Source organism: Streptomyces sp. YIM 98790 (genome assembly GCF_011421595.1).
Classification (GTDB): domain Bacteria; phylum Actinomycetota; class Actinomycetes; order Streptomycetales; family Streptomycetaceae; genus Streptomyces.
Genome location: NZ_WTLH01000239.1, coordinates 1 through 7762, shown reverse-complemented (window position 1 = coordinate 7762; position 7762 = coordinate 1). Strand labels below are relative to the sequence as shown.

The following is a 7762-nucleotide window of genomic DNA, read 5'->3' as shown; positions in this document are numbered from 1 at the left end:
CCTGGCCACCGGCGCCGCCCTGGCGGGCCTCCTCGGCGTCCTGGCCGCCGGGCTGCTGCTGGCCCGTGCCCACGCCCGGCACCGGCTGCTGCGCCGGCTGCGCGACGAGCTCACGGGCTGAGGCCGCCGTCCGGCCGGGGGGCCGCGTCGGGCAGTGCCTGCTCCGTCCAGATGGACTTGCCGGTCGGGGTGTGGCGGGTCCCCCAGCGCTGGGACAGCGCGGCCACCAGCTGCAGCCCCCGGCCGCCCTCGTCGGTGGCCGAGGAGTGCCGGATGTGCGGGGTGGTCTGACTGGCGTCCGACACCTCGCAGATCAGCGTGCGGCTGCGCAGCATCCGCAGCCGGATCGGGCCGCGGGCGTGCCGGACCACATTGCCGACCAGTTCGCTGACCAGCAGCTCGGTGGTCATGACCAGTTCCTCGTCGGCCAGCCCCCAGTCCAGGAGCCGGGCGCGGACCAGCTCCCGGGCCCGCCCCGCCGCCACCGGGTGCTCCGGCAGCCCCCACTCGGCGACGCTGTCCGCGGGCAGCGGGTGGGTGCGGGCCAGCAGCAGCGCGGCATCGTCCAGCAGCTCGCCCTGCACGGGCAGCAGGGCGGCGGTGAGCACCGCGCACAGCTCCTCCAGCTTGCCGCCCGTCCCCGCGGCCCGCCCGGCACCCGTCTCCGCGGGCATCCGGGCGACGGCCCCGGACAGGGTGCCGGCCAGCAGCTCCATGCCGGACCGGATGTCCCGCTCCGGGCACTCCACCAGGCCGTCCGTGTACAGCGCCAGCAGGCTGCCGGCCGGCAGCTCGGCGGCAACGGTCTCGAAGGGCGGCGCGGCCACGCCCAGCGGCGGGTCGGGTACTCCGGACGGGAACTGCACGGTGCCGTCCGGGTGCACCACGACCGGCGGCGGATGCCCGGCACTGGCGTATTCCAGCCGCCGGGTCACCGGGTCGTAGATCCCGTACAGGCAGGTCGCGAAGGCGTCGTCGCCGAGTTCCCCCACGATGTCGTTGAGGTGGCCGAGGATCTCGTCGGGCGGCAGCTCCAGCTCCGACAGGGTGCGCACGGCCGTCCGCAGCCGCCCCATGGTGGCCGCCTCCGCCATGCCGTGCCCCATCACGTCCCCGATGACCAGCGCCACCCGGTCCGCCGACAGCGGGATCAGGTCGTACCAGTCGCCGCCGACGTCCGCGCCCTGCCCGGCCGGCTGGTAGCGGGCCGCCGCGGTCACCGCGGGCAGCTCCGGCAGCACCCGCGGCAGCAGGCTGCGCTGCAGGGTACGGGCCCGGGTGGTCGCCTCGTCGTACAGCCCGGCCCGGTCCAGGGCCTGCGCGATCAGCCCGCTGAGCGCGATGAGCAGGGTCCGCTCGTCCTCCTCCAGCACCCGCGGCCGGTCGAAGGAGATCACCGCCGTGCCGATGCCCCGCCCGGAGACGGCCAGCGGCAGGAACGCCCAGGCCTGCTTGCCGCCGTGCCGGATCAGCGCCTCGGTGCCCGGCCAGCGCTCCAGGTACTCCTCGGGCGAGGAGACGAAGATCGGGCTGCGGACGGACAGCGCCTCTGCGGCCGGGGTGACGGGGTGGTTCCCGGCGCGCTGCCCCTCCAGAAGGGTGGTGAAGCTCTCCGGATAGCCGCGGGAGCCGATCACGGTCAGCCGCTCGCCGGCGATGCCCAGCACCACCAGGCCGGCGGCCCGGAACGGCACCAGCACGCCGTCCGCCACCGCGGCCACCACGTCCTGCGCGGTGACCGCCTCGGCCAGTCCCCGGGTGAGGCGCTGCACCAGGGCGGCCCGCTCGGACGCGGCGCGCTCGGCCGCCGCCCGCTCGGCCTCCCGCAGACGGCGCTCGGTGATGTCGGTGATGTACAGGGTGAGCCCCTCGGGCACGGGCACCAGGCGGAGGTGGTACCAGGAGGCGCCGTCCGGCCAGGGCACGTCGAAACCGGCCGGCCGGCCCTCGGCGGCGGCGCGGCGGCACCGCTTCTCCAGGCCGGGCACGGCGCGCACCGCGGGCACGTCCCAGAGCAGCGCGCCGGCCAGCTCGCCGGAGGAGCCGAACAGCCGCTCGGCGGCATGATTGAGGAAGCCGATCCGCCAGTCCGCGTCCAGGGAGAGGAAGCCGTCGCTCATGTGCCGCAGTGCCCGGCCGACGGATTCGGCGGCGGCATGGACCTCGGTGCTGTCCCACAGCGTGCCGACCACCCCGGCGGGCTCGCCCTCCGCGTCGGTGACGGTGCGGGCGTGGCTTTCCACCCAGAGGTAGCTGCCGTCGCGGCGGCGCATCCGGTACTCGGTCTGGAAGCCGCCGCGCTGGCGCAGGCCCTCGTCGAAACCGGCCAGCACCCGGGGGAGGTCGTCGGGGTGGATCAGCGCCGCCCACGCCTCGATGCCGCCGCGCTGCACATCGGGATCGATGCCGGTCAGCACCTCGGCGATGGGGCGTTCGGAGGTGATGGCGCCGGTGCGCAGATCCCAGGTGTAGGTGGTGGACGGCACATCCGCGGTCTCCCGCGCGGTCCCCGCCCCGGTCTCCGGCCCGGATTCCGTCCCGGTCTCCCCCCGCCCGGACTCCGTCCCGGACTCCGTCCCGGCCCCCGGCCCGGACTCCGGCCCGGTCTCCTCCTGCGGCGCGTGCCCGCCCTCCAGGGCCCGCAGCAGAGCGGGGGACGGGGCAGCCGCACCGGACGGCCGGAGCCGTTGCGATATCCAGCCGGCGACCCCGGTGAGGAACGCCCGCTGCTGCGGCCCGGGCTCCTCGCCGGGCGCGAAGAGCACGGAGAGCGCGCCGCGCCGAGTGCCGCTGGCGGGAATGGGCACGGCCAGATGGCCGATGCCGGCGGGCAGACCGTCCGGCCACCGCGCGGCCGGCTCCCGGCCCGGGAACGGGTCGGGCGGGGCGAGCTCGGGCCGCCAGACCACGGCGTTCTCGCGGGCGGCCCGGCCCGGCGGGGCGGTGCCGCGGACCGGAATGACCAGCCAGGACCGGGTCAGCGGCTCCGGCAGGCCGCTGCTCACCACCATGTAGAGGGCGCCGACCATGCCGCCGCCCGGCAGGTGCACCATGCCGCCCAGGGCGTTCAGCTCGGCCACCGCCTGCTGGAGCGCGGTGAGCAGCACCTCGGCGTCCCGCCGGTCCTGGTCCACGGCGTCGAGCAGCCGCATCCGCACCCGCTGCCGCCACTCCGGGGAACCGCCGTGCGGGGCGCCCGTACTGCCGCGTCTGTCCTCCGGCACGGCCGACTGCCACCTCCGCTCTCGGGTCGGGTCGCACGCTCGGGCCGGGGGGACGGGCCCCGGCTGGGGAACATCCGGGGCCGGACCCCTCCCGATCGGGACAACCTAAACAAACCCCCGCCCGTCCCGGGAGTCTTTCGCGTCAGATCAACCGTATGTCGCATTCACCTATCCCGCCGTTCCACCACCACGGACACCGCAGGCCACAGCGGCCACCGCGACCCGGCATCATGGCCGCCGTGACGCAGCCACCTCAGAGCCGGCGCCCCGGGCTTCCCGGCGAGTGGAAGCACTCCGCATTACCTCCCGCATCGCGCACCCGGAGAGGGCTCCTGCCCGGAGCCGCGGTCGTCCTGGCGCTGGGCGCGTCCGGCGGCATCCTCCTCGTCCTCGAAGACGACGGGAAGCCGGCCGTCCCGGACGGCGGGACCACCGAGCCCGCCGCCGAAGCCGCCTCCTGCACGCGGCCGGCCGACACGATCGTCAAGCAGGACACCGAGGGCGACCGGCGCACCGTCGTCATCGAGGCCGGAACGGACGAGAAGCTCGACGTCGTCTTCCGCCACGTCGTCGACGGACTGACCGAAGACGCCGGTTACCTCGTCCAGATCTGCTGCACCACCCAGGCCGGCAGGCGCACCCCCGTGGACCTGCTCGCCGACGGCACGTATGCCCTCGGCCCGGCCGGCGCCGCGGCCACCGGCCTGCCCGAGGGCGACAGCGATTTCGCCCCCCTGCCCAACCGGCTGTGCCCGGCCCGCTGAGCGAGGGGCCGTCCCGGCACGCCCGCTGTGTCCCGGGATGAGAGCCGAGGCCCCGGCCAAGTGCGTTGCGGGACGGAGAGGGCATCCATTATCGTCGCCATGACGAAAAATAGAGGGGGGCATCATGGCCGACATCACCAGACGGCTGGGCTGGCGGCATCTGCGCTCGGCACCCACCGCGCACATCCGGCACCTGCGGAACGGGCGGCCGGCCCACCGGGGGGCCGGCATCAGCTTCTGGTACCGGGCGCTGTCCGCCGCGCTCTCCGAGGTGCCGATGGACGACCGCGAACTGACCATGACCTTCCGGGCCCGTACCGCGGACTTCCAGGACGTCAGCGTGCAGGCCACCGTCACCTACCGGATCAGCGACCCGGAAACCGCCGCCGCCCGCCTGGACTTCTCCATCGACCCCGACACCGGCGACTGGCGCGCCGCGCCGCTGGAACAGATCTCCACCCTGCTCACCGAGATCGCCCAGCAGCACGCGCTGGACGTGCTGGCCCGCACCTCGCTCGCCGACGCGCTGGTGAACGGCGTGCCCTCGGTGCGGCGCCAGGTCACCGAAGGGCTGGCCGGGGAATCCCGGCTGCCGGACACCGGCATCGACGTGGTGACGGTCCGGGTGGTGGCGGTGCGCCCGGAGCCCGAGGTGGAACGCGCCCTGCGCACCCCCGCCCGGGAGCAGATCCAGCAGGCGGCCGACCGGGCGACCTACGAGCGGCGGGCCGCGGCCGTCGAACACGAGCGCACCATCGCCGAGAACGAACTCGCCAGCAAGATCGAGCTGGCCCGGCGGGAGGAGCAGCTGGTGGAGCAGCGGGGCACCAACGCGCGCCGGGAAGCGGAGGAACAGGCGGCCGCGGACGCCGTCCGCACCGGCGCCGAGGCGGAGCGGCTGGTGCGGCTGGCCCGGGCCCGCGCCGAGTCGGACCGGGAAAGCGGCGCCGCCCGCGCCGCGTCCCGCACCGCGTGGCTGGCCGCGCACAACGGTACGGACCCGGCGACGCTGCACGCGCTGGCCCTCCAGCGGGCGGCGGAGAACCTGCCGCGGATCGAGAGCGTCACCCTCTCGCCGGACGTACTGACCGGGCTGCTCACCGAGCTGCGCCGCCGCGGACCGGGCGCACCGCCGGCCACCGGGAAGAAGGCGTGAGCCCCGGTGAGTCTGGCGCCCCGTGCGGTGCTGGTGCACCGCACCACCGAGTACGAGGAGCTGCTGGCGCGGCACGGCACCCACGGCCAGGCCGAGTTCTTCCTGCGCACCCACGGCCAGGACCTGGCCGGGGTGGAGGAACGGCACCGGCGGGCGAAGCAGATCCTGGCGCAGGTGACGGCGGCCGTCCCCGCGACCTGGCGGCAGGCCCGGGTCGAGCGCGCGGACCTGGACCGCTTCCTGTTCGCACCGGAGGACGTGGTGGTCGTGGTCGGGGCGGACGGCCTGGTCGCCAACACCGCCAAGTACCTGGCGGGGCAGCCGGTGCTCGGCATCGACACCGACCCCGGCCGCAATCCGGGGGTACTGGTGCGGCACCGGGCCGAGCGGGCCGCCACGCTGCTGCGGGCGGCACCGTCACCGCGGGCCACGGTGGACGAGCTGACCATGGTGGAGGCGGTCACCGACGACACCCAGCGGCTGCTGGCGCTCAACGAGATCTACGTGGGACAGCCCGGCCACCAGACCGCCCGCTATCTGCTCCGGCCGCAGGACCGGGGGCCGGGCGGGGAAGAACGCCAGGCGTCCTCGGGGGTGGTGGCCGGCACCGGCACCGGGGCGACCGGCTGGCTGCGGTCACTGGCGCAGCAGCGGGGCAGCGATGCCCCGCCGCTGCCGGAGCCGGGCGAACGGCGGGTGGCCTGGTTCGTCCGGGAGGCCTGGGCCTCGCCCACCACCGGCACCTCCCGGGTGGCGGGGGTCCTGGCGGCGGGCGAACTGCTGCGGATCACCATCGAATCGGACCGGCTGGTCGTCTTCGGGGACGGCATGGAGACGGACACCCTCCAGGTCACCCGGGGGCAGACTGTGCGCCTGGGCGTCGCCGACACCGCCCTCCGCCTCCTGGAGTGAGCACCGAGAGGGCCGGTGCTTCGCAAACGGCCCCAGGGCCGCGAGAGCCCCGGCTCGGCTTCCCGAAGGCACGCGGGCACGGCCCGGTGAACGGGGCTGTCCCGTACGGCTCCGACGCCGTGATCACACCCCGCACCAAGATCATCCCAGCCCGGTCAGGGGGTGTCTTCTTCGTGCCGACGGACGGACCTTGAACGCGGAGACGTACGATTCGGGACCCTGGACGAGCGACATCTGTGGAGGACCCCAAGCACCTGATGGCTGTCCGCAACCACAGTTTCGGGACAGCCCTCAGCTTGTCTTTCCACCTCTTCCCGTCGGTTTGTTCGTGGCTCGCATGCGGTGCAGCCATCGCTGGCAGGTTTCGGTGGTAACGGGTTCGAAGAGCTCCGGGGTCGAGACTTCGAGGAGGAACTGGGTCAGCAGGTCCAGGTCCTCCTCGTCGATGTCCACGTGTTCTTCGAGGTGGACGGCCTGGGCCCAGGCGGTGAGCTGGTCCGGGGTGGCCTGTCCCGTGATGGTCTTCTCGAGCGCGTGAGTGGCATGGCCGCGAGTGAAGGTGACGCAGACCGGAGCCGTGGGCCGCCGGCGGGCATGGAGGAGTTCCGGCAGATCACCGCGCCAGTGCACGAGGTCTTGGAGGGGGTCGCTCCGGTTGGTGTCCAGGGGTTCATCCTGTCGTGGAACCGGGCCCGCACAGTGATCGCGGGCCTGGCAGCACTTCTGCGGGCCGGCCGCGTCGGGGCTTGGTTCCGGTCTTGTGCGGGGTGGGCGATTCCCACGGGCGGCGCCGGCCTCGCCGGCCCGCCGACCGCTGACCCCGCGCACCAGGAAGGAGCCACGGCGGGAACCCGTCGGCTCCTTCCTGGTGCGCTCGGGCCGGCAGCGGCCCGGCAACGAACCTCGCGGCGCTCACGCGGACTGTCAGCGCCCGCCCCTGCCGCGGCAACGCCAGGTCACAATCCTGGCGCCGTGCAGGTGTTCGGTAGGCCGTGTGGGACTCGAACCCACAACCAACGGATTAAAAGTCCGCTGCTCTGCCAATTGAGCTAACGGCCCGCAGGGGAGAGCATAGCCCGGCGCCTGTACGCGGCTCGAAGGGATTCGGCCGGTCAGGCGCCGGGCATCACCCGGATCAGTCGCCGCGGTTCCAGCGGGGCTTGTCGGACCGGCGGTCGAACGAGCGGCCGCCGCCGCGGTGGTCGTGGCGCGAGCCGTAACGGGAGTCGCCCCGGGAGTCCCCGCGCGAGTCGTGACGGCGGAAACCGCCCGAACGGTTGCTGTCATCACGGCGGTTGTACGGGCGCCGGTCGTCGCGGCGCTGGTAGCCGGGACGGTCNCCCGGGAGTCCCCGCGCGAGTCGTGACGGCGGAAACCGCCCGAACGGTTGCTGTCATCACGGCGGTTGTACGGGCGCCGGTCGTCGCGGCGCTGGTAGCCGGGACGGTCGCCGGGGCGGTCGTCGCGCCGCTGGTATCCGCCGTTGCCGCCGTTGCCGGGGCGGTCGTCGCGCCGCTGGTACGGGCGGCGGTCGCGGTCGTCGCGGTCCTGGTGGCGCGGCCGGTCACGGTCACGGTCCCGGTCGTCACGGTCGCGGTCACGGTCGCGGTCGCGGGAACGGTCGCGCTCCTCGCGCCGGGCGCGGTCGCGCTCGGCGCGCTCCAGCGAGGCGGCGTCGGCGGCGGCCTCGGCCTCCCGCCGGGCGC

Annotated in this window: 6 protein-coding genes and 1 tRNA gene; 4 read left to right on the top strand and 3 right to left on the bottom strand. The window is 74.7% G+C overall.

What is annotated here, in order from left to right:
- Positions 1 to 110: 110 nt before the first annotated feature.
- A complete protein-coding gene (locus GQS09_RS25450; protein ID WP_165989905.1) occupies positions 111 to 3224 on the bottom strand; it encodes a SpoIIE family protein phosphatase in 3114 nt (1037 codons plus the stop codon).
- Positions 3225 to 3463: 239 nt separating this feature from the next.
- Here GQS09_RS25450 and GQS09_RS25445 point away from each other — a divergent pair, with 239 nt between their 5' ends.
- The 3 genes from GQS09_RS25445 to GQS09_RS25435 all read left to right on the top strand — a co-directional run bounded on the left by GQS09_RS25445 (position 3464) and on the right by GQS09_RS25435 (position 6056).
- On the top strand, positions 3464 to 3988 hold the full coding sequence (locus GQS09_RS25445) for a hypothetical protein (RefSeq protein ID WP_165989904.1): 525 nt from the start codon (positions 3464 to 3466) through the stop codon (positions 3986 to 3988).
- 124 nt (positions 3989 to 4112) lie between these two features.
- Positions 4113 to 5144, top strand: coding sequence for an SPFH domain-containing protein (locus tag GQS09_RS25440; RefSeq protein WP_165989903.1), 1032 nt, complete (start codon positions 4113 to 4115; stop codon positions 5142 to 5144).
- 6 nt (positions 5145 to 5150) lie between these two features.
- On the top strand, positions 5151 to 6056 hold the full coding sequence (locus GQS09_RS25435) for a hypothetical protein (RefSeq protein ID WP_165989902.1): 906 nt from the start codon (positions 5151 to 5153) through the stop codon (positions 6054 to 6056).
- A 291-nt stretch (positions 6057 to 6347) separates the two neighbouring features.
- Here the strand turns inward: GQS09_RS25435 and GQS09_RS25430 are convergent, their stop codons facing one another.
- Both GQS09_RS25430 and GQS09_RS25425 read right to left on the bottom strand, forming a co-directional pair.
- Positions 6348 to 6686 carry a hypothetical protein gene (locus tag GQS09_RS25430; RefSeq protein ID WP_207958281.1) on the bottom strand — a complete coding sequence of 113 codons (339 nt, stop codon included), beginning with the start codon at positions 6684 to 6686 and terminating at the stop codon, positions 6348 to 6350.
- 356 nt (positions 6687 to 7042) lie between these two features.
- Positions 7043 to 7115, bottom strand: a tRNA-Lys gene (locus GQS09_RS25425).
- A gap of 303 nt (positions 7116 to 7418) precedes the next feature.
- Between GQS09_RS25425 and GQS09_RS25420 the strand changes: the two genes are divergently transcribed.
- Positions 7419 to 7762, top strand: a 344-nt coding sequence (locus tag GQS09_RS25420) for a hypothetical protein (RefSeq protein ID WP_207958279.1), incomplete at its 3' end; no start/stop codon positions are given.